Source organism: Geitlerinema sp. PCC 9228, assembly GCF_001870905.1.
Lineage (GTDB): Bacteria > Cyanobacteriota > Cyanobacteriia > Cyanobacteriales > PCC-9228 > PCC-9228.
Map to the genome: position 1 here is coordinate 1 of NZ_LNDC01000104.1, position 24,712 is coordinate 24,712.

The window sequence follows — 24,712 nt, forward strand, 5'->3', positions numbered from 1 at the left end:
AACCCCAGACAACTCAAGTTAAATGGAGGTGAAAGTCCTCCCGCCAAGGTGCATTGGTTGAAAGCATTACCCGCAGTGCTGGGGGCGGATCTCAGAGCTGAAGTCGGGTAAAACAGAGGTAACCCGTAGTCGTATCGGGAATCCCTCCTAGCAAGTGGGTATGGCTAATCGAAAGGTGAACTGATGTTTGAACCTCCGTCATGCTCAACCAGCTTCAAGCGGCTGTCAAGCTGGAGCCAAAAGGCAAAGGATATTGGTCAAGGGCGTATGGCTCCACGACCCTTATGCATGGACAATCAACCCGGTGGATAGTCAGAGCCTAACCCCACTACCAATTTAGCTTGGGAACGAAGTAGCTCCTTGAGTGACTCCTCTAACGGCCAAATACAGCGGCCTTTCCTGTACTGAGGAGTCGCCGAGCTTTCCCCGGATGCACTGGGTCAAGTGGCTGCTGGTTGGTGTCGAAGACAAAAACCAAATTTGACTTGGGAATCTCCGTCAAACGGGTAATGTTTTCCTCGCCCATGTTTTTAGGGCTGGTGGGGCTAACGGCACTGCCTTCCTCCTGGTAGGGCGGTTTAACCGTTAACGGCAGGGCGACCAACACCTAGTCAGTTCGTTAATTCGTTAAGACGTTAGGCTGGTCAGCTACCTGAAGCTGGAGGTATGAAGCTCCCGTGCTTCAGCTGGGGTGCTGACTTTTAGCCGCTAAATGCTCCTGTAGCGTATTTCTCATCGTAGACACCGGTACGTCTTGCCGCAACCAACGTCGTAAGGCGGAAGCACCTTGTTGGACCAGCATTTCTAACCCATCAATAGCAATGAGTCCTTGGGAACTGGCAATTTGCAGGAATTTGGTGGGTCTGGGGGTATAAATTAAATCGTAGGCGATCGCGTTGGGAGGCAACCACTGCATTTGCGTGGCGTCGATGGGGGAAGCATCGGTATGGGGAGACATGCCTATCGGTGTGGTATTGACCAACAAACCGGTATAAGGAAGCAATTCTGGTAGCTCTTCCCAAAGATGAATTTGGATATCCACTGGTATGGCTGCGGTTTGCCAGCTTTCTTGAAACTGCTGGAGTTTTTCCCAATTGCGGCCGATGGTATGGATTTTTTGGCATTTGAGCTGGGAACAACCAGCCACCACCGCTCTCGCCGCACCGCCATTTCCTAAAATTACTGCTTCTGTTTCTTGCCAATCTGGTTTTTTCGCGAGCAGTGGTGCCAAAAATCCTTCTACATCCGTGTTGGTGCCGTACCATCCTTTTTCTGTACGCCAAACGGTATTGACAGCACCGACAGATTGTGCTATGTCCGAGCGATCGGCTAGCAAGGGAATAATGGTTTGTTTGTGGGGGATGGTTATATTAAAACCATGCACGCCAATAGCTTTCAATCCTGCGATCGCAGTTTCCAGATTTTCGGCTTTCACGGGAAATGGCAAGTAAACAAAATCAACACCAATTTGCGCGATCGCGGCATTTTGCATCAACGGCGAGAGGGAATGTTCCACCGGATCGCCGATGACACCCAGCAGTTTGGTGGTTCCGGTAATTGCAGACATAGTGGTTGAGGTGGTGGAGGAACATGGGGGCATGGGATCCAAAAATAAATTTATTTCCTAAATCTCCTAAATCTCCCTATCTCCCACGCTGTGCATCCTACCATACCTACTGATGGCTATGAAGATGTCTTGGACGAAATAGCTAAATGGATGACAGCGTCGCCTTGGTTGGCGATGGGGTTTTGAGTATGACCGATAACCAAACCGCGGCTGGGAGCTAGCAGTTCGGCACTGGTGTCGCCAAACACGTCTACAATGGTGGCGAGAACCTGTTTGCGACGTACGCGATCGCCAAGGGATACATTTAACCGCAAAATTCCGCTTTGGGGCGATCGTACCCATTGGGTTTTCTTGACCAAAGCAGATGTAGATGCTGCGATCGCTGATTGTAAAGGGTACATTTGCAATAAATCCATAACCCGCAAAATCCCTTCTACCCCTACTTGAATGGCATGGGAATCAAAACGCAAGGCTTCTCCTCCCTCATACAACAAAACCGGAATGCCTTTTTTCGTAGCTGCTTGTCGCAGGGAACCGTCGCGGGTGGTGGCGTGAATCATCACTTCTGCACCAAATGCCTCCGCACACTTGTAGGTTTGCGGGTCGTTGAGGTTGGCGCGAATTTGCGGTAGGTTGATGCGATGGTCGGAAGCGGTGTGCAAATCGATGCCGTGGGTGGCGTGTTTGACAATTTCTTCCATAAACAGGTTGGCTAGCCGCGAAGCCAGGGAACCTTTACTGGAACCGGGAAAGGAACGGTTTAAATCCCGACGGTCGGGAAGGTAGCGGGATTGTTCGATAAAGCCGAAAATATTGACAATGGGGACGGCAATAATGCTACCTCGCAGTTCGTTTGGGGAAATTCGCTGCAACACTTGTCGGATAATTTCTACCCCGTTTAACTCATCGCCGTGAATGGCGGCACTCAGCCACAATCTCGCACCGGGTTCGCTACCGTTGACGACGGTGAGAGGCAGCGATAGTTCTGTCTGGGTGGCCAAACGTGCCACGGGAATTTCCAAACGCCGCCGGGATGCAGGGGGAATGGTTGTACCGGCAATTTCTAGCATTCTATTTGTCGATCTTTTCTCCAACGCCCAAAATCAAATCGACTTTCGACACGCTGGTGATGGGGGATTATTTTTTTATTTTACCGGGCAGCGACCCGCTGTTCTCGGGATATTTTTGGTTTTTTGATGGGCGATCGCGATCGATTTTTATTAGAAAACCGTATTTTCACAGAGACACGAAAAATGCGATCGCCGTATTTTTACTGAAAAATTTACCTGCAAGTTTTGGTACCTTAACAATATATTTTACAATTGAAAAAATTCAACAAAATCCGGAAAAGTCATTGTCTACAAGAAAGGATAAATAAAACCAATATCCTTGCCAGCTTCCGAATTCGCTGGTAATTTTCTAGCAGTTTGGAAGTATTTTACTACTAGAAACCAAGCAGCAGGCGGCAACAGTAGCAAAAATTTTCAAACCTCTAGAAACCAAAATTCTAGGAAAAAAAAACTAGGAGCGGAGAAACGATGAATACCCTTACAGTTAGCAACACCAACGATAGCGGTACCGGTTCCTTACGAGAAGCGATCGCATCGGCATCCGCCGGCGACACCATTCTTTTTGACAGCAGCCTCAGCAACGCCACCATCTCCCCAGACAGCCAGCTAGAAATCGACAAAGACCTCACCATCAACGGCGAAAACGCACCTGGTTTAACCCTCGACGGTCAAGAAAATACCCGCCTGTTCCACCTACAAAGCAACAACCACCTCACCCTCAACCACCTCACCCTCAGCAACGGCTACACCGACGAAAAAGGCGGTGCCATTCTCACCGAACAACAAAGCACCCTCACCGTCAAAAACAGCGAATTCCACAACCATACCGCCGGTAGCGGTGGTGCCATCTTTTCCGGCTATCGCAGTACCGCCACCATCACCAACAGCCTATTCGACGGCAACGACAGTACCTCCGGCGATGCAGAACGCAGTGGCGGTGCCATCGCATCCGCCAGCGATGGAGAGATTACCGTACTCGGCAGCGAATTTACCAATAATTCCGGTATCAACGGCGGTGCCATCAATGTCGTTCACACCAACTTAGTCGTTGAAAACAGTACCTTCCAAAACAATCAATCCACCGCCAACGGCTCCAATGCCGAAACCCGCGGCTACGGCGGTGCTATCTATACCGATGGTGCCAGTCCCAACGACGGTGGCACCACCGCCGGCAACATTATCATTCGCAACAGCCATTTCGAGAACAATACCGGCGAAGGTCAAGGCGGCGGTGCCTTTTTATTTGTTTACGACGACGATGAAATGCTGGTGGAAAACAGTACCTTCACCGGCAACGAAATCGCTGAAAGTCCCCGAGGGGATGCTTTGGGAGGGGGATTGCGTGCCGGCAATGGCAAATTAACCATTCGCCAAACAACTTTTGCCGAAAATATTTCCGGAAGTCAGGGAGGGGGATTGTGGATTGGCGAAACCACGCCGACTACGATTGTCAATAGCACCTTTTCTGCCAACCAAGCCAAAAGCAGCGATGGTAGCAGCGGCTTGGGAGGTGCCATGATGGTGAATACCTCCGAAAAAGTGGAAATTATCAATTCTACCCTCGCTTACAACCAAGCGGGATTTCAGGGAGGTGCTTTTTGGGGAAATTACGACAATACAACCACCACCAATTCCATTTACTATAACAACACCGGGGACAATCCTTGGGATGTCAAGGAGCAAACTGGTGGTAATTTGCAGGATGGTGGCGGCAATATCCAGTTCCCCGCCAAAAATCCCGACGATAGTAGCGATTTTAACGTTACGCAGAATATTACTATTGCAGACCCGAAATTAGGTCCGTTGCAAGATAACGGGGGAAGCGTTCCCACCCATGCTTTGCTTGAGGGAAGTCCGGCAATTGATGCGGGAACCAGCGTTGCTTCTGTGACTGAGGACCAACGGGGTGCAGAACGCACCGATGGCAATATTGATGTTGGTGCTTTTGAATTTGGTGTGACTGTCGGTAGCGATTCTGACCATGATTCTAACGACAATTCTGGTAGTGGTTCTGGAGATAATACCAGTGGTGGTTCTGGAAGCAGTTCTGGAGACGGCTCTGGAAATGGTTCCGGAGATGGTACCGGCGACACCACTACAGGGGATTCTGGAACCGATACCGATGGAACTGCCTCAGATGGTTCTGGAAGCGACACCAGCACTTCTGGAGACGGTTCTGATGGCGATACCAACGGCGATACCAGCAGTGATGCTGGAGATGGTTCTGGAAGCGATACCGGAAGTGATGCCGGAAGCGATTCTGGAGGTGAGTCTGGAAGTGGGTCTGACGGCAGTACCGACGGCGATTCCACAGAATCTTCTGGAAGCGATGCTGGAGATCGTTCTGGAGGCGATTCTACTGCTGGTGCCGGCAGCAATGTTGGTGGTGACGGTACCGGCAATGAGGAAACAAAAGTAGATACGAACGATCCTTCTCCGTCAGATTCTGGCAACGAGGAGGGGGAATTAGAGGTCGATATCGAACCGACGGCTCAATTTACGGTTGGTGACGATATCGGTCTGTTGCCGGGAAACGACGACCTGGCACAGGCGTTGCTGGGTGACGATGCGATCGCTGCGATGAGGGGAAACGATACCCTCTACGGTAATGGCGGCAATGATACGTTGTTTGGCAATGGTGGCGATGATGTTTTGTATGGCAACGAACACGGCGATTGGCTGTTTGGCGGTCGCGATCGCGATTGGTTGTATGGGGAAGGTGGCAGCGATGTTTTAATTGGCAATTTCGGTGAGGATACCCTGGCGGGAGGAGAGGCTGGCGATTGGTTGTTTGGCAATCAAGGGAATGATTCCCTGGCTGGCGATACTGGCGGCGATATTTTGTTTGGCGGTCGCGATGGGGATATCTTGCTTGGCGGTGATGGCGACGATTGGCTTAGCGGCGATTTGGGAGATGATACGCTGGTTGGTGGCGAAGGAAGCGATCGCTTTCGGTTGTTTGCTGGTAGCGGCGAAGATATAGTTACCGATTTTGCCGATAAGGAAGATATGTTTTTGCTGGATGGCGGCTTGACGTTCGCACAATTAAGGATTTCCCAACAAGGAAATACCACTGCCATTGAAATTGCCGATACGGGAGAAATCTTGGCTTCTTTGATTGCTGTGGAGGCCAATACAATCGATGGTAGCGATTTTGCAACTGCCAATCTATAAAGCTTTTAGTGTTCTCCCCCTACATAGTTTAACTGTTTGCGTTCGATCTGATACCAAATCCGATGTGTACACACTACGAAAATTTTGTCAGGTCGCTTCGCGAAGCAACCTGACACCAGAAAATTTCCATGGATAAAATGGTGCGTCTGTTTGAGGTGGATTTGCTATGAAATGGCTATACTGGCAAACCCAACCAAAAAATATAGAGAGGGTACATACAATCCCCTCTCTAAACTGCTACTTCCTCTATCTTCAGCAATGGAATGGCAAATCTTGCCAAACCAACTATTTAGCAGCTTGCCGAACGCATTTTTCCACTAAGGTCTTCACCTCTTCCATGCCTTTCCAACCTAGAATTTCCGTTTTCTTGTTTTCTAGGTTTTTGTAGGTGCGGAAAAACTCGGAAATTTCCTCCAAACGGTGGGAAGAAATCTGTTTGAGTTCGTTAATTTCTGCATAGCGGGGATCTTTGACGGGAACGCAGAGCAATTTCTCATCGCGATCGCCGTCGTCGATCATTTCCAACATGCCAATGGGTCTGGCGGCAATGACGCAACCAGGAAAGCTAGGCCAATCCATCAACACCAACCCATCCAAAGGATCGCCGTCATCGGCTAGGGTATTGGGAACAAAGCCGTAATCGGAAGGATACTGTACCGACGAGTACAGAACGCGGTCTAACGAGAAAGCCTGCAAATCTTTATCGTATTCGTATTTGTTTTTGCTGCCGCCAGGAATTTCAATTAAAACGTTGACAATGCCGGGTTTCGGCTGTGCCGGAATCTGCGATAAATCCACTATGGTTTTCTCCACAAATAACCACACTACACAAGATAGGGAAACGGAATACAGACAGCAGAAAGCCAGCAACGAGCTGGAAACTGCTTTGGTTGCACGGCTTTTCTACATCCGCTCCCAGTAGCATTTTAGGGGATAGTGGTTGCAACATATCCCCTGGAAGCGATTTTTGCTCAAAATCTTTTAATTGGCGATGGGTTGGTTCCCCTGTCCATTTACTATAACATCGCCGTTGAACCTCGAAATCCTGTTGGTTCGCTGTCACAACCGTAACGGGATTGTTGTATTATTTGGCAACCCGACCGATGGGATAGGTCGTAGGCACAACTTCCTCCAAGCTGCCTCCTGAATAACGAGCAATGATAAAAGGGGGCAAAGTTAAAGTAAGAACAGCAATGAGAATCCCCAAAATTTCCGCGAATTTCTGAGGAGGCTGTTCTGAAGGACTACCAGATGTACTATCTGCATCCATAAGAATTGGTTACGGTAATGACCCAGTAGGTTGAACGTCTAACTACTTATATCATAATCAATTTTCCCAAGCACTAGTACACTTTTCCGCCAGTACATCCCTATGTTTGTCTGCTAGGGATCGCTTTGGTGGCTGAAAACCAGCCTGCTAAGATGAAAGTGCAAGTTGATATACTTTAGTAACGAATTGCTAAAGGCGTCGCACGCCGCATGTCTAAAATTGCCAATTGTAGGGTGGTGGTGGAAAATATCAGGCAAACCAATAATCCATTGGGATAATACACGAGGTCAATCATGAGCGATCGCAAAAACAAGACACCTCTCATTGTCGGTGGCCTTTCTGCTGTTGCTGCCGCTGTTGTGGGTGGTACCTATGCCGTCATGCAATCTCCGCCGCCTGCTGAGAGTCCAAATACAACAGCGACTTCGACGCCTACTCCCCAGGTAGAACCAACCCCACAAGCGTCTCCCTCTCCCACTCCCCAGATGGAACCGACTCCCGCACCAACGCCGGAGGGAAAGACCACCCCCCAACCCACGCCAGAACCAGAACCAGAACCGCAACCGACGCCGGAAGCGTCTCCCACACCCACTCCTATCCCCGAGTCAATTCCCAATGCTAGCGAACCTTTGGCGATAGAACCGGAGGTGTGTCGGGTTACCCAAGGTATTATCTCTGATGCCAATCCTCCTACCAACGTTCGTTCGTCGCCGGAGGTGAAAGAAGGTAATGTGGTGGCTACCCTGGAAAATGGTAGCTATGTCACTATCCAAAACCGGGAAGATGGATGGTTTCAGATTCGCCACAACGGTCAAGACCCCATTGAAGGTTGGGTTTCCCAAAATTTAACGGAAACTTCTTGTTCGCAAAAAGTACAGCGGTTGAAATTTCCGCCGGGAACGGTGGCTATTCGCATCAGCGATCGCTTTGTTGGTACGGGGATTCACAAATATTTACTCAGTGCCCGCACCAACCAAGTGATGACCCTCATCAGTGAAGAAGGCCCCCTACCAAGAGTTTTCCCCCCCAACGACCCCAACCAACAACAGGAACTCACGGGAAATGCGGGAACACAAGGAAAAGAACGGGTGCAGTTCGAGCTACCAGCAACGGGAGACTACACCCTAGAGTATGATTCCAATTTCCGTGGTTACGAGTACGAAACGGTAATTCAAGTTAGGTGAAAGATTTTTTTTTCGTTTAGACGCCGCCGATTCCCCGTGCCATTAAAGCACCCAGTAAGGGGATAATCGCAAATCCCACCAACTCTACTTTGATGATATTGGCGATCCAATGGGCTTTTGCTTTGCCAATGCGGGGTGGATTGCCGTTTTGTAGGTCTTTTAACCACGACAAAAAAGTAATTGTTGGATATAGGGACAGAAATCCTACGAAGAAAAATAAGCCAACTTTGGTCCAAAAGACGGGGTTGCTGGCATAAAAATCCGAACCTTTGCCAAAATAAAAAACGCGTAAGATGCCGGTAATCAAAACGGTCGTGGCCGACAAGCCGTATATGCCATCCGCGATCGCGACTTTTAACGCTTCGGGGGCACTTAGTTCTGGTTTGAAAGTTTGGTTTTCCACAGCCAAAGCTGCATAAATCAGCATGAAGCTCAAATAATGCAAATAAGCAACAACAGCGTTTTCCCACATGGTTATTTTTTACCTATTGGCGATACAATGTAACGAAAACTTTATGAAATATTGTATAGCATTTTGATTATATGGTTAAATTTTTATATTAGTTCCTTCCCAGATTGCCCCTCAGCGAGACCCAAAAAAGCCCAGGGAAAGTTCCCCAGGCGGTCGGTCTAGATGCCCAAACGCTGGTAAACGGTTTCTAAATGCTGTAAGTGGTGTTTGGGGTCAAAACAGGCTTCGATTTCCTCAGCAGAGAGATAGCTGGTGACTTGGGGGTCTTGGGAAATCAGTTGGTAGAAATTGCCCTCTGGTTGGTTCCATGCCTGGTGCGCGCAAGCTTGAACCGTACGGTAGGCATCTTCGCGACTCATGCCCTTGTCTACCAACGCCAGCAACACCCGTTGGCTGAAAATTACCCCGCCATAAACATTGAGATTGCGTTCCATGTTTTGGGGATAAACCAACAGATGTTTGATGAGATCGGCCGTTTCCACCAACATAAAGTGGGTCGCAATGCAAGCATCGGGTAAAATGACCCGTTCGGTGGAACTGTGGGAAATATCCCGTTCGTGCCACAGAGCTACGTTTTCCAAGCCGGTGGTGGCATAGCCGCGCAGCAACCTGGCTAATCCGGTCAAGCGTTCCGAACGGATGGGATTGCGTTTGTGGGGCATGGCGGAAGAGCCTTTTTGCCCTTTGGCGAAAAATTCTTCTACTTCCAAAACGTCGGTACGCTGCAAGTTGCGGATTTCTACGGCAAATCGTTCCATGGAGGCACCTAGCAGGGCTAGTTGCTGTAAAAATTCTGCATGGCGATCGCGCGATACCACCTGGGTGGAAGCCATATCCGGTTCTAGTTCTAATTTTTGACAGGCGATCGCTTCGATGCGGGGATCGATATTGGCATAAGTTCCCACTGCCCCGGAAATTTTTCCCGTGGCAATGCAAGGGCGCAAATGTACCAAGCGATCGCGGTGGCGCAGCATCTCCGACATCCACCCAGCGAGTTTAAACCCAAACGTAATGGGTTCGGCATGGATGCCATGGGAACGACCCACCATCACCGTATAGCGGTGTTGCTGTGCCTGATAGCGAATGGCTTGGATCAGATCTTCCAAGCGTTCTAAAATAAGATTCAAGCTCGCCACCAACTGCAAAGCCAAAGCCGTATCGAGCATATCGGAACTGGTCATGCCCAAGTGAATGTACCGCCCGGCATCGCCTACATATTCGTTTACATTGGTGAGAAAGGCAATAACATCGTGGCGCACTTCCGCTTCGATCTCTTTGACGCGCTCGGGATCGAAGTGGGCTTTTTGTTTGATTTCTCGCACGGCTGCCTCGGGGATATATCCCAGTTCTGCTTGGGCTTCGCACACGGCAATCTCTACTTGCAGCCAAGTTTTGAGCTTGTACTCTTGGGTCCACAATTCGCCCATTTCGGGCAAGGTATAACGTTCTATCAACGCCTAACTTCCACAAATACTCCTAAGCTATTTTAGGGAAAAATCCATCGAGTTGAAAGCCACCTTTTTGGGGATTGGGCACAAAAACGAAAAGACGGCCTCAGCCGCCGTGGGTTCGTTTTGGCTTGTCCACTCCCGCAACTTCTGCTATCCTTGGCAGGATGGCCCCAGGGATTTGCCTCAAAAGGGTACACCGCTGTTGGCCAACTTCCTTGCTAGATGGCCAAGGTTGGTCTAACGTGGCCAGCGATCGCCTGCCATGGCCAGCCGTTACATTTATTATAAATATTTATTTTTGACCAAAATAAAAGTTAAGCAACCTTAAATTACCAGTTACCTCAATTTTCGTCAGATTGGCGGGGTTGGATGGAATAGCCGCAACGATGTTCGCCATCAATTTGCCAGTGGGTGCGTTCCACCGTACAGTCGGGCAAAACTTGGGCAAACATGTCTAGTTCGTGCTTGCAAACCGAGGGAAACGAAGCGGCGACACTGGAAATGGCACAATTGTATTCGGTGACCATGTAATGGTTGGATTCTTCCTCGTTGTCGCTGTCAAGGGGATAGTATTCCGCCATGAAACCTTCTTGGCGGCGCAACTCCACCAAGCGACGCAACCGTTCCGGCAGGGACGCATTGCCCAACTGCTGGCGGTAGTGCTGGGCTTTGCGTTCCCACTGCTTGCGCAGCAACCAACCAACTTGGTCGGGGCCCACCGTATCCGCTAAAGTATCTAATAGGGAGACAGCAAAGCCATCGTAGTTGTGGGGAAAGCGATCGCGCCCTCTAGAGGTGAGTTCGTAGACATGCTGCGGACGCCCCATCCCCGACTGTACCAGTTGGTGTTGGATTAACGCTTCGTCTTCTAGGTCTTTTAAGTGCCGCCGAATCGCTTGGGGACTAATTTCCAAAGCATTGGCTAGTTCGCGAGCGTTGGCACGACCTTCTTTAAGTAGATATTGGAGGATATCGGTCTTTGTGGAACTTGGCTCCGCCTGCCTTTGATTGCCTTCGGGGGGGACTTTGGTACTCATGGTTGTTTCCTCCTGGGCCGTTTTCCACTGATACTGTAAAAAATTTTCCTTGACTTTGACAACATGCTTGTTGCTAAACTACGCTACAAATAGAGTTAGACAACAAACATGTTGTTTAAATTATAGGTCATCGACTTGGACCCTGTTGGGGCTATCCCCACCAACCAATGGGTACGAACTCCGAATAGACAGCAATTGTGACCAATCGTTGCTTTCCCAGCATCTAGAAAAAAAAAGGAGGAAAAAACGATCGAAAAGTAGCACACCGCCAACATTGGGGTCCAAGTCCCTAATAAACTGAAAATTGGCAACCTTTTATACAGAGATCGGTTATGACACAGCCAAACGAAGGTCCCAAACAAGCCAGCGAAAAAAACCTGGAAGCCATGCGTAAGTTTTCCGAAACCTACGCCAAACGGAGCGGCACCTACTTCTGTGCCGATCCCAGCATCACCGCTGTAGTGATCGAAGGCTTGGCCAAGCACAAGGAAGAACTTGGGGCCCCCTTGTGCCCTTGCCGCCACTACGAAGACAAAGAAGCCGAAGTGGCAGCGGCCTATTGGAACTGTCCTTGCGTCCCCATGCGCGAACGTAAGGAATGTCACTGCATGTTATTCTTAACACCCGATAATGATTTTGCCGGCGATCGCCAAGATATTACCACCGAGGAAATTCGCAGTACCACCAACCAATACGCCGCTCAATAATTTTTCCTGGCTGCCTCGGGAAATTCCGCAATTGTTTCGTCTACCTTAAGAGCAAAGAAACCTATGACTGCAACGGTACAAAATCTCGTCAATCAACCCTACAAATACGGTTTCGTTACCGACATCGAAGCGGAAACCGTTCCCAAAGGTCTTAACGAAGACATTGTCCGCGCCATTTCCGCCAAGAAAAACGAACCCGAATTCATGCTGGACTTCCGGCTGAAAGCCTATCGGAAATGGTTGCAAATGGAAGAACCCGATTGGTCGCGGATTCAGCACCGTCCCATCGACTTCCAAGATATCGTTTACTATTCCGCACCCAAGAAAAAAGAACAAAAACAAAGCCTGGACGAAGTGGATCCACAACTGCTGGAGACCTTTGAGAAACTAGGGATTCCGCTTTCCGAACAAAAGCGTCTGAGCAACGTTGCCGTAGATGCCATTTTTGACAGCGTTTCCGTTGCCACCACATTTCGGGAAAAACTAGCCGAACACGGCGTCATCTTCTGCTCGATTTCCGAGGCGTTACAGGAATATCCCGAGTTGGTGGAAAAATACATTGGCAGCGTGGTTCCCACCGGAGATAACTTCTTCGCCGCTTTGAACTCCGCTGTTTTCAGCGATGGTTCCTTCGTATACGTTCCCAAAGGGGTCACCTGTCCCATGGAACTGTCCACCTACTTCCGCATGAACAACGACGAGTCCGGACAGTTCGAGCGGACCCTGATTGTCGCCGAAGAAGGCAGCTCCGTCAGCTACCTAGAAGGTTGCACAGCCCCCATGTTCGACACCAACCAGTTGCACGCTGCCATTGTGGAACTGGTGGCTTTGGACAATGCGGAAATTAAATACTCCACCGTCCAAAACTGGTTTGCCGGCGACGAAAACGGCCAGGGCGGCATCTACAACTTTGTCACCAAACGGGGACTGTGCCAAGGCAAAAATTCCAAAATCTCTTGGACCCAAGTAGAAACGGGTTCTGCTGCCACCTGGAAATATCCCAGCTGTGTTTTGGTCGGCGATTGTTCCGTGGGCGAATTTTACTCGGTCGCCCTCACCAACAACTACCAGCAAGCCGACACCGGCACCAAAATGATCCATGTGGGTAAAAACACCCGCAGCACGATTATTTCCAAAGGCATCTCTGCCGGTCATTCGGAAAACAGCTACCGCGGGTTGGTGAAAGTATTACCCAAAGCTGAAAACGCGCGCAACTACACCCAGTGCGATTCCATGCTCATTGGCAATACCACCCAAGCCAACACCTTCCCGTACATCGAGGTGCAAAACGACACCGCCAATGTAGAGCACGAAGCTTCTACCTCGAAAATCAGCGAGGAGCAACTGTTCTACCTGCAACAGCGGGGGATTTCCGCAGAAGATGCCGTTTCCATGGTTGTCAGCGGCTTCTGCAAAGATGTGTTCAACCAACTCCCCATGGAGTTTGCATCCGAAGCCGACAATCTCCTCGGTTTGAAGCTCGAAGGTACGGTAGGCTAGGAAAACGCTAGCGGTTTTTTTGGAAGGAACCCGCCTGCCTATCTAGAAGGGTCTTTGCCCTGGAAGACCCTTCCCCTTCCTCTATGAATTCGATACCAGTGCAGGACTAGAAAAAATACTGAAGAAAAAACTCGTTTCGTTCAGGAACCAAGCCTAATGAGTCAAGAAAACAACCAAGTAATTCTCTCGATACGCAATCTGACCGCTGAAGTAGAAGGCACCCAGATTCTCAATGGCGTCAACCTAGAAATTAAAGCAGGAGAAACCCATGCCATCATGGGAACCAACGGGTCTGGCAAAAGCACGCTATCCAAGGTGCTTGCCGGCCATCCCGATTACCAAGTCACTGGTGGTGAGGTGATTTATCAAGGGAAAAACCTGCTGGAAATGGAAGCCGACGAGCGTTCGTTGGCAGGTATTTTCATGGCGTTTCAGTACCCCGTGGAAATTCCTGGGGTAAGCAATTTAGAGTTTTTACGTGCTTCCTACAATTCCCAAAGAAAGGCACGGGGATTGGAAGAAATTGATGCTTTTGATTTTGAAGATTTGGTGGAAGAGAAGCTGGATTTTGTGAAGATGGATTCCAGCTTTTTGGAACGCAACCTCAACGAAGGGTTTTCCGGCGGCGAGAAAAAACGCAACGAAATTCTGCAAATGGCTTTGCTGGAGCCTACTTTAGCGATTCTCGACGAGACGGATTCTGGGCTGGATATTGATGCTTTAAAAACGGTGGCGCATGGAGTGAATCAACTGGCAGGCCCGGAAAAATCCATGTTGGTGATTACCCACTACCAACGTTTGTTGAATTATATCGTTCCCGATTACGTGCATGTGATGGCTAACGGACGGATTATTACCACCGGGAATAAAGAGTTGGCCGAAGAACTGGAAGAGAAAGGATACGATTGGATTAAAGAACAGACGGCAGGTGCAGGGGTATAGGATATGAACGTGCAGGTACCGAGTGCTCAATTAAAAACTGATGCCCAAGGGCAAGCGTATTTGAAACGGCTGCTCGAACGCACGCAAGTAACTTCGGATGGTGGCTGGTTGCAGGAAGTGCGCGATCGCGCTACGGCCATGGTTCAGGAGTTGGGCATTCCCTCTAGCAAAGATGAACAGTGGCGGTTTACCGATTTAAAACCCTTGCGGGAAACGGAATTTTCTCCCGCACAAGTTTCCCAAATTTCCCCCACTGCCTCTTTAGAGCAGCTGGGATTGAACGTTCCAGAAGCCAAAGAAAGCCGTTTGGTATTTGTTAACGGTCGTTATGCCCCGGAATTGTCGTCAACAGCGGCCGTGCCGGCGGGGGTTTGGATCGGTCATTTGGCAGAATTTCCCGACTCCGAACGGTTGCAGCCTTATTTGGCCCAACAACCGGGCGATCGCGAAGTGTTTACCGCCCTCAACACCACCAGTTTCCCCGATGCGGCAGTGGTGTGGATTCCCAAAAACACGGAAGTAGAACCCCCCCTGCACTTACTCTTTATAGCCACCGGCGAACAGCAACCAACCATTTCCCATCCCCGCTGCTTGGTGGTTGCCGAACGCAGCAGTGCTTGCACCCTGATCGAAGAATACATCGTTGCCGAACGGGAGTGGTGCCAGCAACCCGTTGCAGACCAACCCTACTTCACCAACACCGTCGCCGAATTCTGGCTGCAAGAAAACGCCCAAATGAAACATGCCAGGATTCAACGGGAAGGCACCGATGCCTTTCATATTGGCAAAAACGCCATTACCCAAGCCAAAGACAGCCGCTACAGCTGCGTTGCCATTAGTGTTGGCGCTCGTTTGGCACGTCACCATCTGGAAGTGTTCCAAGCCGGAACCGGCACGGAAACCACCCTCAACGGTCTGAGCATGGTTTGCGGCGATCAACTTTCGGACTTGCACAGCCTGATTTCCACGAACCATCCCAACGGCAAGGCCAACCAAATCCACAAATGCATCATTGACGATCGCGCCCATTCCGTGTTCAATGGGAAAATTCTGGTGCCACAAACCGCACAACAGACCGATGCCAGTCAGCTCAACCGCAACTTGCTGCTTTCGCGTCAAGGCAAAGTCAATACCAAACCCCAACTGGAAATTGTTGCCGATGATGTCAAGTGCGCCCACGGCGCTACGGTGAGCCAGTTAGAATCGGAAGAACTATTTTACCTGCAAAGTCGGGGATTGGATTTGGAAACCAGCCGCAACTTGCTGCTCGATAGTTTTTGCCGGGAAATCCTCCAAAAATTACCCGTTCCATCCCTGACGACCAAGCTCAGTCGCTGTTTTGCCTGTCGCACTAGCAGCGAAAACCAGTAAAAACAGAAACCCTTCTTTTAGATTTTTTCCATAGCAATCGGCATTTTTTGCCATAAGGTGCAGATTGCTCTGTACGCTCTTCCCTTTACGTCTGCTTGCTGGACAGTACAATCTATGACTCTCGCTCAAGAACCCACCCTTGCTCACCGCGTACGCACCGATTTCCCAATTTTAAACCAAGAAATCGAGGGAAATCCTTTGGTGTATTTCGACAATGCGGCCACTTCCCAAAAACCCAAAGCTGTGATCGAGGCCCTGCAAAACTACTACGAAAGGGATAATGCCAACGTTCATCGGGGCATCCACGAACTGAGTGCCAGGGCAACCGAAGCTTTTGAGGGAACTCGGGATAAAGTGGCGCGGTTGATCGATGCCGCTTCCCGCGAAGAAATTGTCTACACCCGCAATGCCACGGAAGCTGTCAATTTGGTGGCCTATAGCTGGGGGATGAATACCCTACAGCCGGGGGATGAAATTATTCTCACGGTGATGGAACACCACAGCAATTTGGTGCCCTGGCAGTTTGTGGCCCAAAAAACCGGTGCCACGCTGAAATTTGTGGAACCCACCGAAACCGGCGAGTTCAATCTCGACCAGTTTCAGTCGTTAATTTCCCATCGCACCAAGCTGGTGGGAGTGGTGCACGTTTCCAATATGTTGGGATGCATTTCCCCGGTGGTGGAAATTACTGATATTGCCCACCGCTACGGGGCCAAAGTGTTGGTGGATGCCTGTCAAAGCGTTCCCCACATGCCAGTAGACGTGCAGAAAATTGATTGCGACTGGCTGGTGGCTTCCGGACATAAAATGTGCGCTCCCACCGGTATTGGCTTTTTGTACGGAAAACTGGATTTGCTGCGGGAAATGTCCCCGTTTTTAGGCGGTGGGGAGATGATTGGTGAGGTGTTTTTGGACCATTCTACCTACGCGGATTTGCCCCACAAGTTTGAAGCGGGAACGCCGGCCATTGGCGAAGCCATTGCGTTGGGAGCGGCGGTAGATTACCTCAGCAATATTGGCATGGAAACCATCTATGCCTACGAAAAACAGCTGACCCAGTACCTGTTCAAACGCTTGGAAGAAGTTCCGGGCATGACCTATTACGGGCCCTCCCCGAATCCCGACGGCGGTGGCAGAGCTTCCCTGGTAACGTTTACTAACGCAACTGTGCATCCGCAAGATTTGGCGACCCTTTTAGACCGCGAAGGCATTGCCATTCGTTCTGGCCACCACTGTACGCAACCTTTGCATCGTCATTATGGGATTCAATCTACAGCCAGGGCTAGTGTGTATTTTTACAATACCCGCGAGGAAATCGATCGCTTTATTGCTGCTTTGCAAGAAACGATTGAGTTCTTTAGCAGCATTATGGAATAGGGAAGCACCAAAAATTTCCCCGCTATCTGCCGCTACCGGTTGGCTCGTTTCCCGTTTAGCCCGCAACACGCGGGCTTTGTTTTTGCTTGTCGGCTTTTGGTGGACGCGCTGCGATCGCGGCAGTCAATTGTTGCTTGAGAGAGTCCCATTTTCTAGAAAATATGCAATAAATAATCGGTGTGTTTTTCTAGAAACCCTTGACAGGGCGCCCCTACCAAAGAAACTAGAAAATCCCAGCAAATTATTATTTTTCAGAAACAGCAAAAAGAAAAGATTTTTATTTGTCAAGAAAAAATAGCAAAACTTAATAGTTTTTCTAAAAAAAATATATACAGACAGTTTGTGATATGGTAAATGGGAGAACTGACTCTTTTTCAGAAATTGTCTGCATCCGAAAAATTGGGCAGCTATTCATTGCATGATTTCTGCAATAGTGCTGGAAACTTTAAAGATAGATGTTCTACTATAACAGTTTTATTAGACTGCAAAGACGCTGTTTTTCTATAAAATTATGCAATACATAATTGGATATGCAGGGAAATTTCGCGAAGCACCTCTAGCGGGAGAACTGGGAAAACTCCATACAATCGCTTTTTTCTCAGAAATGGGGTTCGATAGTAGAAATTAGGAGGAAGTAGCAGAACATTGTAAGTTCGTTGGGCAAATGATTTTTTCATAGGGGCAATTCCAGAAAAAAATGTCCACAAGCAACCATTTCCTGGCAATGTCACCAGCACTGTAGCTGGGAAATTGTCTATTTTTACAAGGGGAATCTAGGAGCGACCAATCCTATTGATGCTTGTTGTTTTAGGGAAGAAACCAAACAGCATTGCTTGGGTAGGGAAGCTAGCGCATCTGACAATTTCTATTTTGGTTTCGCACTCATCAGAGGTTCTTTGGCGAGGTCTGCAACCCATGCTAAGCAATTCCAAGGGCGTACCCACAACCCAAACCGAGTTAGAATCTATTCTAGTTGTAGACGATACACCCACAAACATCCATTTGTTGGTACGCATTTTGAGCCAAAAAGGCTACGAAGTTTTGGTTAGTTACAACGGTCAGCAAGCGCTCTCTCAATTAGAAACAAAAACCCCGGATTTAATTTTAATGGATGTCATGATGCCAGATATGGATGGCTACGAACTGTGCCAGCATATTAAAGCTGACAGTCGCTGGCAACAGATTCCTGTTATTTTTCTCAGTGCTGCTGATGGTGTAGAAGATAAAGTCAAGGCTTTTGCGGTCGGTGGTGCTGATTATATTGCCAAACCATTTCAAATGGCAGAGTTACTGGCTCGCATTGACAATCAAATGGGATTGCGGCGGTTGCAAAAGCAGTTGGTACAAAAAAACGAAGCACTGCAAAAAGAAATTGGGGAACGGGAGTTGCTCGAACAAAACTTGCAGGTTTCGGAGGAAAAACTACGGGGATTTTTTGGGGCTATCAACGATATTGTTTTAATTTTAAACGCCCAAACCAGTGATATTGAGGTAGCTCCCACTAGACCTGCCATTTATAGCGATGCCGATAGTGATTTTATTGGGGTAACCATCGAACAATTTTTTCTAGAAAATGCCGATAGCTGGTGGAAATGGGTGCATCAAGCATTGCAAACGCAACAAACGGTAAATTTTGATTATAATCTGTATTGTGGCGATCGCGAGGTTTGGTTTGCTGCCAATATTTCTCCTCTTCCCAACCATACCGTCATTTGGGTGGCGCGCGATATTACCGAACGCAAACAGGCAGAAGCCAAAATCCAGCAAACTTCTCAAGCTTTAGCAGAATTTAGCAACCACCTCAAACAGCTACACCGGTTGAATACCACCAACCACCAAGATTTTGAAGATGTATTCCATGATTTTCTGCAAACTGGGTTGGAAATTTTTGATGCATCCACTGGTATCATCAGCCAAATTGATGGCAATTTGTATACAATCTACGCAGTTGTTTCCGAACTTCATTCCTTTTTCCCCCAGCAGAAATTTTCCCTATCGGATACCTACTGCCAACAGGTTGTTGACCGGCAAAAAACTGTCAGTTACGCCGATGCTAATGAATTAGAAACCATACCAAGTCATACCGTAGATGGTCATTGGGATATAAAATCTTATATCGGTACGCCGATTTGGGTAAATGGGAAATTGTATGGTACGTTAAATTTCTCTTCCACCAAAAATCGCGAAAAAGAATTTAGCGATCGCGAACGGGAAACCATCGAGTTAATGGCAGAAAGTTTGGGCAAACTGATTGCTACCTATCAGGCAGAAACCAAACGACAAAAAGCGGAAGCTGCTTTACGCATGGCTCAGCAAAAATCCGATGCTTTGCTGTTAAATATTCTCCCCCGTTCTATTGCCAATCGCCTCAAAGAAGAACGCATTGCCCCCAACCAAACCCATCCGGCACTGGCACAGCAATACGAAAGCGCTACCATTTTATTTGCCGATATTGTAGGATTTACCTCCCTTTCCGAAAAACTGACCCCAATTACCCTAGTAAACTTACTAAACGAAATTTTTTCTACCTTCGATCGCACCATCGAACAATACGGTCTGGAAAAAATCAAAACCATCGGCGATGCCTACATGATTGCCGGCGGCTTGCCAACCCCCATGCCCAACCATGCAGAAGCGATCGCGGATATGGCACTATCCATGCAGGAATTTATCCACTATTTCCAAAACCAAGTTCCCAGCCAATATCCTGAGAAACTGCAACTACGCATTGGCATCAACACGGGGTCGGTGGTTGCCGGGGTCATTGGCATCAAGAAATTTATCTACGATCTGTGGGGAGACACAGTCAATGTCGCCTCCCGCATGGAATCGAGCGGTTTGCCTGGCAAAATCCAAGTCACCGAAGCCACCTACAACCTCCTCAAAGACCGCTATCACTTGGAAAAACGTGGTTGCATCCCCGTCAAAGGCAAAGGCAACATGACCACCTACTGGTTGCAAGAGAAACGATAACGCCTCCCCACTGGGCTTGGGAATATGGAACAATAGAAAACAATTGCACCTATCCACACGGGATATATCAAGGACACGCTTATGCCACGCAGCCAACGCAACGATAACTTTATCGATAAAAGCTTCACCGTCATGGCAGATATTATTTTGAAGATGATGCCTGCCAAAAACAAAGCTAAAGAAGCCTTTGCCTACTACCGAGATGGTATGTCAGCGCAATCGGATGGGGAATATGCCGAGGCTTTGGAAAACTACTACGAAGCTTTGAAGCTGGAAGAAGACCCCAACGACCGCAGCTACATTCTTTACAATATTGGGTTGATCCACACCAGCAACGGCGAACACGAGAAGGCTTTGGAATATTACCACCAAGCTTTGGAAGAAAATGCCAATTTGCCCCAAGCTTTGAACAATATTGCTGTGATTTACCACTACCGCGGCGAACAAGCTAAAGAAGCCGGCAATGGTGACGAAGCCGACCAATGGTATGACAAGGCAGCAGAATACTGGCTGCAAGCGATTCGTTTGGCTCCCAATAACTATATCGAAGCTCAAAACTGGTTGAAAACCACGGGTCGCTCTAAGGCGGATATCTTTTTCTAAAGATTGACGAACTACCGCATTGGTTTGGCTTGTTGTTGGATATCTGGATTTTAAGAACAATTATGGATAGAGAACAAGTACGTAAAGTGGCTCAGTTGGCACGTTTGGAGCTAACCCCAGAGGAAGAAGAACAGTTTGAAAGTCAGCTCAGTCAAATTTTGGATTATTTCGAGCAGTTGCGGGAGCTAGATACGGAGAACGTTCCGCCGACAACTCGTGCGATCGATACCAGCAATATTACCCGCGAGGATGAAGTTCGTACCTACGAACATCGCGATGATTTGCTCAATTCGGCTCCCGATCGCGAGGATGATTTCTTCAAAGTGCCGCGAATTTTAGACCAATAAGCTGGCGGAAAATTGGCTTTGGGTGCGTTGTTCGATTGTTCGATCGACGCACCTCGTTTTTGTGGGTATGCTGGTTTTGGTATGAGTTGCTGGTTATAGAACGCTCAGATGAAAAACAAAACAATTACTACAGTGGAATTATTCGCTGGCATTGGGGGATTTCGTTTAGCATGCGATCGCTTGGGGATTCAAACAATTTGGGCAAACGACATTAACGAACTAGCGGCTACCGTCTATCGCGATCGATTTCGGGAAACAGAATTTGTTCGTGGCGATATTCAATCTTTCAAACATCTGGTTCCCAACCACAATTTGTTAACAGCAGGCTTTCCCTGCCAACCTTTCTCTAGTGCCGGTAAAAAACAAGGAATTACCGATCCCAAGGGAACGCTATTTGCTACGATTGTCGAAATTCTACATGAAAAGCAACCCCAATTTTTTGTGTTAGAAAATGTCAAGAGGTTGCTTTCTATGGATGCGGGAAGACATTTTGGTACTATTTTACATGCTCTCACTGAATTGGGGTATTTTTTAGAGTGGCGATTGCTTAATGCTATGCATTTTGGACTGCCTCAGTATCGGGAAAGAACGATAATTGTGGGAACCAAGAAAAGTTTTACACCTTCTTGTTATCTCGCCACAGATGAAGATTTATGTACTGTTAGCGATCGCATTTTATCGGAAATAACACAATTTCAAAATTGGTGGCCAATTACCAAACATGGTAAAAAATTCCCGACATGGGGACTAGCTTATCAAAAGAAATTTTATGGTATTACCTTCAAAGATTTTCAAAACCGTTTTCCAACCAAAAGACTAAAAGATGTTTTACAAAAAGATGTCGATGCGCGCTTCGATTTTACAGAGGATACCCAAAAACGCTTGCTTCAAAGTACCAAAGTCAACCGATTTTATAACTCTGTAGAAATTATTTACAACCAAAAAGGAGGTTCCCGTATGGGGTATACCGTTTTTGGGATTCATGGAGTAGCACCTACCTTAACATCAACAACCAGCCGCCATTACGAACGATATTCCATTAATGGAAGATTTCGCCGACTTACAGATGTTGAATATGCTAGGATTCAAGGATTTCCAGACCATCACTGTCACCTAGCACCATTGTACGACCGATACGCTTTGTACGGCAATGCTGTTCCTCCAGCAATGGTGTATTGGGTTATCGATCGCATCATCAATCAAAAAATCACAAAAATAGAATCAAATTTTCCGGTACAAATGGCGTTGTTTGGATAATAAAAAGTCAACAACTACGAGAGATTGTTTTTCAAAATATTGGTAAATTAGACAATTTGAAACCTGTCCTCAAGCGATTGTATCCTCAAACGGGAATTCCTTACTGGTATAATTATTTGGAAGAAAATCATGCTTTGCCAAAAGTTGGGGTCAAAGCAGTTTCTAGTGTCATTGAAAGTCTAACAGTTGGCGTTCTTGAAACGTATACTCTCAAGGAGTTTTTGGGAAGCAGTCAACTTTCTATACAACCTGCTAAAGGCGTAGATATTCCCGAAATCGAATTAAGTATTAAATCACCTTCTGAAAACTATTGTACGAGCGAGCCTTTTTTCTCTGCTTACGAACGACTGCTAGGGAGTCAAAATGATGCGATTGTCTTCTTAACAAACTATCAAACCATGAAAAACGCTCTACCTTTATACCATTTCCTTAATAATCTGCAAGAGATAATATAGGCATTTTTGTAGGGGCGCTTCGCGAAGCGCCCCTACCAGGGCAATTGGCAAATACCATACAATCGTTGTTTTTCAGAAATGGTATTACATATACAAATTGTCAATTATAAGTATTTGAAAGGTAGTCAAATAGCCGATCGCAAACTATGCAATTTGGCAAGGAAAGTGCGATCGCAGAAAACGACCCATAACGAAACATCAATCAAGAAAGTAATTCGATTTTTAGCCTATGTTAACAAGCAAGACTGGCGTGCAAGCAAAATTCTTAAAGGACTTGAGATAAGCGATAATGAAAAGAAAGCGCAAAAAATCTTTAATAAGGAAACCCTAGAAAACGAGTTTCACAAGCAAAACCAAAGTCGGGAAGCCACAGGTAAAGAGTTAATTCCCAGCTATCATCTAGACAGTCTCAAACAAATTACAGATATACATCCTATCGATGTAGGAATTTTTAGAGCAGCTGATGATTGGGTTATCGAAACCTACCAAGAAACAGCACGTATTCCCAATGAGAATGAGTGGAAAAGATTTCTAGCCAGCCCCTTAGATGGTACCATTAGTATTAGTCCAGCTCTGCAATGGCGATATAATTTCCGAAATGTGTTTCAAGTACCTTCGTAAAATTTAAAATGCACTATCATTCTCTTTACTATTTTTTGAAATCAAGAAATTGCCCAATTGCTGGGCTACCTTGTCCGTAAAACTTGCTCTTGCCACTCTTGTTGTTCCAGGCTATCATAGAGCTCGATTCCACAAAAGTTTTATTCCTATAGAAGTCCCTCCTCTCTTCTCTAAATCACCAACGGTAATTTTTGCTACCAAGTTTTCCCTAACTCGCTTTTAATTGGGAGTTGTACCATCATGAAACTCGATTTGAACTATGTAACCACTCGCTGGCACTATCTCCAACAGCATCCTGCATTTAAAAAATCTCCCGTACAAGCAACATTTCGCATTCTGTACTGGGGAGTTCATTGTGCTTTGGGCATTCCTGCCACCATTCAACTACCGAGATGGAATTGTAAATTTTTCTTGCCTCCCAAATTTCGACGTGCAGGTTCTACAGGAATTTTCATTACCCGCGAAGATTACGAACCAGAACTTGCTTATCTGGAAAACGTACTGTCTCCTGGTGATGTTTTTGTGGATGGTGGGGCCAATTTTGGCATCTATACCGTTGTGGCTGCTAGTTTGGTTGGTTCCTCAGGGCGGGTTCTGTCATTTGAACCCGGTGAAGCATCATTTGCTATTTTACAGAAAAATATTGACATCAATCAGTTTGATAATGTTACTGCTTTTCAAGCGGGATTGTCCGATCGCGAAGGAACGGCTCGATTTTACCATGTTGAAAATGCGCCCAATAGCTATTCTTTGGGCTCAGAAGCTGTGCCAAGCGGGGATTTTGAAGAAATTATTACGACCACCCTCAATCGCGTTTTGGAAACGGAAGGGATCGATCGCTTGGATGTGGTGAAACTGGATGTGGAAGGAGCGGAGGAAATGGTGTTGCGGGGATCGCAAGCGACGTTGGAACGCCATCGACCCATGATTTTGTTTGAAATTAGCAAAAGTGCCACCCGGCGTTTGGGATTGAGTCAAGATGGCGCGTGGCAGTTTCTCGAACAATTGGGCTATCGCTTTTTTGCGCTTGACGAAAATCAGCAGCCAGTGGTGTTGGCAACTCCCAAGTTGGGCAATCATATTGCTATTCACAAGGATAATCTCGACCCGCAAATGGCTGGAGCGAGCGCGCACGACCGAGATGCTAGCTAGGGGCATGGGTAGTTTTGGAAAAATCACTGGCATTGCTGGTGATTCTTCCAGAATATTCCTTAATTTCAGCATATTAAAATAAAAAAAGCCAAAATAGGGCAGATTCTGTCAATTTTGAAACCATACACTGGTAGAACTGGCAGCTTCAATGGAAAACCGGCGATCGCTTCATATGCCGTGAA

General features: G+C 47.5%; 21 protein-coding genes and 1 pseudogene. 14 read left to right on the plus strand and 8 right to left on the minus strand.

Translation table 11 applies throughout. From position 1 onward, the window contains the following. Nucleotides 1–376: 376 nt before the first annotated feature. The 3 genes and pseudogenes from AS151_RS10840 to AS151_RS10850 all read right to left on the minus strand — a co-directional run. Nucleotides 377–526 (minus strand): annotated as a pseudogene (locus AS151_RS10840) (RRXRR domain-containing protein); the annotation flags it as partial. Between the two features lie 156 nt (nt 527–682). After that, nucleotides 683–1,567, minus strand: a complete 885-nt coding sequence (locus AS151_RS10845; protein WP_071517142.1) for a shikimate dehydrogenase — start codon at nt 1,565–1,567, stop codon at nt 683–685. Nucleotides 1,568–1,683: 116 nt separating this feature from the next. Beyond that, nucleotides 1,684–2,637 carry a succinylglutamate desuccinylase/aspartoacylase family protein gene (locus AS151_RS10850; protein WP_071517077.1) on the minus strand — a complete coding sequence of 318 codons (954 nt, stop codon included), beginning with the start codon at nt 2,635–2,637 and terminating at the stop codon, nt 1,684–1,686. Between the two features lie 468 nt (nt 2,638–3,105). Here AS151_RS10850 and AS151_RS10860 point away from each other — a divergent pair, with 468 nt between their 5' ends. Beyond that, complete coding sequence (locus AS151_RS10860; protein WP_071517079.1) at nt 3,106–5,811, plus strand: calcium-binding protein; 2,706 nt, start codon at nt 3,106–3,108, stop codon at nt 5,809–5,811. Nucleotides 5,812–6,096: 285 nt separating this feature from the next. Here AS151_RS10860 and AS151_RS10865 read toward each other — a convergent pair whose 3' ends face one another. Continuing rightward, nucleotides 6,097–6,609, minus strand: coding sequence for an inorganic diphosphatase (locus AS151_RS10865; protein ID WP_071517080.1), 513 nt, complete (start codon nt 6,607–6,609; stop codon nt 6,097–6,099). Between the two features lie 286 nt (nt 6,610–6,895). Beyond that, entirely contained in the window at nt 6,896–7,081 is a 186-nt protein-coding gene (locus AS151_RS10870) for a hypothetical protein (RefSeq protein ID WP_071517081.1), read from the minus strand. A 293-nt stretch (nt 7,082–7,374) separates the two neighbouring features. Between AS151_RS10870 and AS151_RS10875 the strand changes: the two genes are divergently transcribed. Next, on the plus strand, nt 7,375–8,265 hold the full coding sequence (locus AS151_RS10875) for an SH3 domain-containing protein (protein ID WP_071517082.1): 891 nt from the start codon (nt 7,375–7,377) through the stop codon (nt 8,263–8,265). Between the two features lie 16 nt (nt 8,266–8,281). Here the strand turns inward: AS151_RS10875 and AS151_RS10880 are convergent, their stop codons facing one another. The 3 genes from AS151_RS10880 to sufR form a co-directional block, all read right to left on the minus strand. Continuing rightward, complete coding sequence (locus tag AS151_RS10880; protein WP_071517083.1) at nt 8,282–8,737, minus strand: DUF2214 family protein; 456 nt, start codon at nt 8,735–8,737, stop codon at nt 8,282–8,284. 158 nt (nt 8,738–8,895) lie between these two features. Beyond that, nucleotides 8,896–10,191: an adenylosuccinate lyase gene (gene purB, locus AS151_RS10885; protein ID WP_071517084.1), complete on the minus strand. Its 1,296-nt coding sequence runs from the start codon at nt 10,189–10,191 to the stop codon at nt 8,896–8,898. A gap of 338 nt (nt 10,192–10,529) precedes the next feature. Then, nucleotides 10,530–11,225, minus strand: coding sequence for an iron-sulfur cluster biosynthesis transcriptional regulator SufR (gene sufR, locus AS151_RS10890; protein ID WP_071517085.1), 696 nt, complete (start codon nt 11,223–11,225; stop codon nt 10,530–10,532). A gap of 332 nt (nt 11,226–11,557) precedes the next feature. Between sufR and AS151_RS10895 the strand changes: the two genes are divergently transcribed. The 12 genes from AS151_RS10895 to AS151_RS10950 all read left to right on the plus strand — a co-directional run bounded on the left by AS151_RS10895 (nt 11,558) and on the right by AS151_RS10950 (nt 24,530). Then, a complete protein-coding gene (locus AS151_RS10895; protein WP_071517086.1) occupies nt 11,558–11,932 on the plus strand; it encodes a ferredoxin thioredoxin reductase catalytic beta subunit in 375 nt (124 codons plus the stop codon). Nucleotides 11,933–11,995: 63 nt separating this feature from the next. Then, nucleotides 11,996–13,432 carry a Fe-S cluster assembly protein SufB gene (sufB, locus tag AS151_RS10900; protein WP_071517087.1) on the plus strand — a complete coding sequence of 479 codons (1,437 nt, stop codon included), beginning with the start codon at nt 11,996–11,998 and terminating at the stop codon, nt 13,430–13,432. A gap of 156 nt (nt 13,433–13,588) precedes the next feature. Further along, nucleotides 13,589–14,374 (plus strand): Fe-S cluster assembly ATPase SufC, encoded by a 786-nt coding sequence (sufC, locus tag AS151_RS10905; protein ID WP_071517088.1) that lies wholly within the window; start codon nt 13,589–13,591, stop codon nt 14,372–14,374. A gap of 3 nt (nt 14,375–14,377) precedes the next feature. Further along, on the plus strand, nt 14,378–15,745 hold the full coding sequence (gene sufD / locus AS151_RS10910) for a Fe-S cluster assembly protein SufD (protein WP_071517089.1): 1,368 nt from the start codon (nt 14,378–14,380) through the stop codon (nt 15,743–15,745). Nucleotides 15,746–15,859: 114 nt separating this feature from the next. Next, entirely contained in the window at nt 15,860–17,122 is a 1,263-nt protein-coding gene (locus tag AS151_RS10915; protein ID WP_071517090.1) for a SufS family cysteine desulfurase, read from the plus strand. 915 nt (nt 17,123–18,037) lie between these two features. Next, complete coding sequence (locus AS151_RS10920; RefSeq protein ID WP_071517143.1) at nt 18,038–20,095, plus strand: adenylate/guanylate cyclase domain-containing protein; 2,058 nt, start codon at nt 18,038–18,040, stop codon at nt 20,093–20,095. 81 nt (nt 20,096–20,176) lie between these two features. Then, the gene (locus tag AS151_RS10925; protein ID WP_071517091.1) at nt 20,177–20,698 is read left to right on the plus strand and encodes a photosystem I assembly protein Ycf3; all 522 of its coding nucleotides are present in this window, start codon (nt 20,177–20,179) and stop codon (nt 20,696–20,698) included. A gap of 59 nt (nt 20,699–20,757) precedes the next feature. Further along, nucleotides 20,758–21,045, plus strand: coding sequence for an Asp-tRNA(Asn)/Glu-tRNA(Gln) amidotransferase subunit GatC (gene gatC, locus AS151_RS10930; RefSeq protein ID WP_071517144.1), 288 nt, complete (start codon nt 20,758–20,760; stop codon nt 21,043–21,045). Between the two features lie 108 nt (nt 21,046–21,153). After that, the gene (gene dcm / locus AS151_RS10935) at nt 21,154–22,302 is read left to right on the plus strand and encodes a DNA (cytosine-5-)-methyltransferase (protein ID WP_071517092.1); all 1,149 of its coding nucleotides are present in this window, start codon (nt 21,154–21,156) and stop codon (nt 22,300–22,302) included. A 56-nt stretch (nt 22,303–22,358) separates the two neighbouring features. Further along, nucleotides 22,359–22,757 carry a hypothetical protein gene (locus AS151_RS10940; protein ID WP_139240618.1) on the plus strand — a complete coding sequence of 133 codons (399 nt, stop codon included), beginning with the start codon at nt 22,359–22,361 and terminating at the stop codon, nt 22,755–22,757. A gap of 114 nt (nt 22,758–22,871) precedes the next feature. Beyond that, complete coding sequence (locus AS151_RS10945) at nt 22,872–23,378, plus strand: hypothetical protein (RefSeq protein ID WP_139240619.1); 507 nt, start codon at nt 22,872–22,874, stop codon at nt 23,376–23,378. A gap of 240 nt (nt 23,379–23,618) precedes the next feature. Further along, nucleotides 23,619–24,530: an FkbM family methyltransferase gene (locus tag AS151_RS10950; RefSeq protein ID WP_071517095.1), complete on the plus strand. Its 912-nt coding sequence runs from the start codon at nt 23,619–23,621 to the stop codon at nt 24,528–24,530. Nucleotides 24,531–24,712 lie beyond the last annotated feature (182 nt).

What these genes read in the sequence shown, in the direction of transcription:
- AS151_RS10845 (WP_071517142.1), bottom strand. Translation starts at nt 1,567, where the DNA reads ATGTCTGCAATTACCGGAACCACCAAACTGCTGGGTGTCATCGGCGAT.
- AS151_RS10850 (WP_071517077.1), bottom strand. Translation starts at nt 2,637, where the DNA reads ATGCTAGAAATTGCCGGTACAACCATTCCCCCTGCATCCCGGCGGCGT.
- AS151_RS10860 (WP_071517079.1), top strand. Translation starts at nt 3,106, where the DNA reads ATGAATACCCTTACAGTTAGCAACACCAACGATAGCGGTACCGGTTCC.
- AS151_RS10870 (WP_071517081.1), bottom strand. Translation starts at nt 7,081, where the DNA reads ATGGATGCAGATAGTACATCTGGTAGTCCTTCAGAACAGCCTCCTCAG.
- AS151_RS10875 (WP_071517082.1), top strand. Translation starts at nt 7,375, where the DNA reads ATGAGCGATCGCAAAAACAAGACACCTCTCATTGTCGGTGGCCTTTCT.
- AS151_RS10880 (WP_071517083.1), bottom strand. Translation starts at nt 8,737, where the DNA reads ATGTGGGAAAACGCTGTTGTTGCTTATTTGCATTATTTGAGCTTCATG.
- sufR (WP_071517085.1), bottom strand. Translation starts at nt 11,225, where the DNA reads ATGAGTACCAAAGTCCCCCCCGAAGGCAATCAAAGGCAGGCGGAGCCA.
- AS151_RS10895 (WP_071517086.1), top strand. Translation starts at nt 11,558, where the DNA reads ATGACACAGCCAAACGAAGGTCCCAAACAAGCCAGCGAAAAAAACCTG.
- sufB (WP_071517087.1), top strand. Translation starts at nt 11,996, where the DNA reads ATGACTGCAACGGTACAAAATCTCGTCAATCAACCCTACAAATACGGT.
- sufC (WP_071517088.1), top strand. Translation starts at nt 13,589, where the DNA reads ATGAGTCAAGAAAACAACCAAGTAATTCTCTCGATACGCAATCTGACC.
- sufD (WP_071517089.1), top strand. Translation starts at nt 14,378, where the DNA reads ATGAACGTGCAGGTACCGAGTGCTCAATTAAAAACTGATGCCCAAGGG.
- AS151_RS10915 (WP_071517090.1), top strand. Translation starts at nt 15,860, where the DNA reads ATGACTCTCGCTCAAGAACCCACCCTTGCTCACCGCGTACGCACCGAT.
- AS151_RS10920 (WP_071517143.1), top strand. Translation starts at nt 18,038, where the DNA reads ATGCTAAGCAATTCCAAGGGCGTACCCACAACCCAAACCGAGTTAGAA.
- AS151_RS10925 (WP_071517091.1), top strand. Translation starts at nt 20,177, where the DNA reads ATGCCACGCAGCCAACGCAACGATAACTTTATCGATAAAAGCTTCACC.
- dcm (WP_071517092.1), top strand. Translation starts at nt 21,154, where the DNA reads ATGAAAAACAAAACAATTACTACAGTGGAATTATTCGCTGGCATTGGG.
- AS151_RS10950 (WP_071517095.1), top strand. Translation starts at nt 23,619, where the DNA reads ATGAAACTCGATTTGAACTATGTAACCACTCGCTGGCACTATCTCCAA.